The organism is Komagataeibacter sp. NFXK3 (genome assembly GCF_054182245.1).
Genome location: NZ_JAPIVJ010000077.1, coordinates 1 through 1,214, shown reverse-complemented (window position 1 = coordinate 1,214; position 1,214 = coordinate 1). Strand labels below are relative to the sequence as shown.

Here is a 1,214-nt window from a genome sequence, read left to right as displayed (position 1 = left end):
CCCAGTTCCACAACCTTGATGAAAACCTTCATACTGGTCAAACGATCAAGCATTCATCATCCTCAGTTGTGACTGACATCTTCTATCGACAATTTATCTCTTAAAAAAGAGGAATATGTTGAGCCTGCTGATTGATCGGCAAGCATCTTCTCCGATGGAGCTCTTTAGAATGCCTATTTATCTTGTGCGAATGGATCATCCGGACGGCGACGGGTGGGGGCAGCATGTCGTGGCGCATGTGCTGTATCTCAAGCGCCTCATTCAGGAAGGTAGTCTTCTGGCTTCTGGTCCGCTGAAAGGCACCCCATTGCGGTCAGGTTTTCTGATCATGAAAGGTGCCAATCGGCAGGAGATTGAAGCGATGGTGGCTCGGGATCCGTTCTCGCCGGAAGGTTTGATCTGTGATCTTCGAATTGAAGAGTGGGATCCGCTGTTCGGTTGCCTGTCCAACCTATCGACCGGCAAACCGCCCGTGGAACTGCAATCTCTATTCCCATCCGAAGAACACTCATGATCTATGAAATGATTCGCTTTCGGACGGATGTTTTGGGAGTGCCAGCCCTCTCCCGTCTCCTGAAAGCACGGTTCTCGGATACCCTGAATCCTGTTGCGGGAAGCCTCACAGGGGTATGGCGAACGGAGATCGGTGAACTTGGAACGCTACTCCTGCTGCGTTCCTTTTCCTGTCAGGATGCCTTGCTTAAGGCGCGGCACAGAACACTGGAGTCCAGAACGCCCTTCGGTATCAAGATGAACGACGTTTTAATAGAAGCTGAGGCGTTTGAAGGCTTTCCGTTTCTTAAACCCCCGGAGTTTGGTGAATGTGGTGGACTCTATGAAATCCGAACTTACAGTTTAAAAGCTGGAGGGTTGGAACCGACCCTGAAAGCGTGGCAGAGTGCTCTGAAGCCTGCACAAGCCTATACCCGCCACCTGATCACCAACATGTTCGCGCTGGATGGTGCGTCACGCATCTGCCATATCTGGGCCTTCGACAGCTTTGAACAACGCAATATTCTGCGTCAGCAACATTACGTGGACGGACTTTGGCCGCCAAAAGGAGGGCCTGAGCAAATTATTCATGCCCAGTCCTGCCTTTGCTTACCGGAAACTTTCTCGCCATTACGGTGACGACGAAAAGCTCACAAATGTTCCCATGAATGACTGCTTTGCCAGCCTTGTCGCTTGATAACCGACATTCTGTTACCCCCCCA

Annotated in this window: 2 protein-coding genes; both read left to right on the top strand. The window is 51.2% G+C overall.

What is annotated here, in order from left to right; all coding sequences use genetic code 11:
- Nucleotides 1-154 precede the first annotated feature (154 nt).
- Entirely contained in the window at nt 155-514 is a 360-nt protein-coding gene (locus OQZ28_RS17530) for a YciI family protein (protein ID WP_039733242.1), read from the top strand.
- Nucleotides 511-1,131 (top strand): NIPSNAP family protein, encoded by a 621-nt coding sequence (locus OQZ28_RS17525; RefSeq protein WP_039733240.1) that lies wholly within the window; start codon nt 511-513, stop codon nt 1,129-1,131. Before OQZ28_RS17530 ends, OQZ28_RS17525 begins: the two co-directional genes overlap by 4 nt.
- Nucleotides 1,132-1,214: the final 83 nt, after the last annotated feature.

Coding starts and splice junctions, on each gene's coding strand:
- OQZ28_RS17530 (WP_039733242.1), top strand. CDS start 155: ATGGAGCTCTTTAGAATGCCTATTTATCTTGTGCGAATGGATCATCCG.
- OQZ28_RS17525 (WP_039733240.1), top strand. CDS start 511: ATGATCTATGAAATGATTCGCTTTCGGACGGATGTTTTGGGAGTGCCA.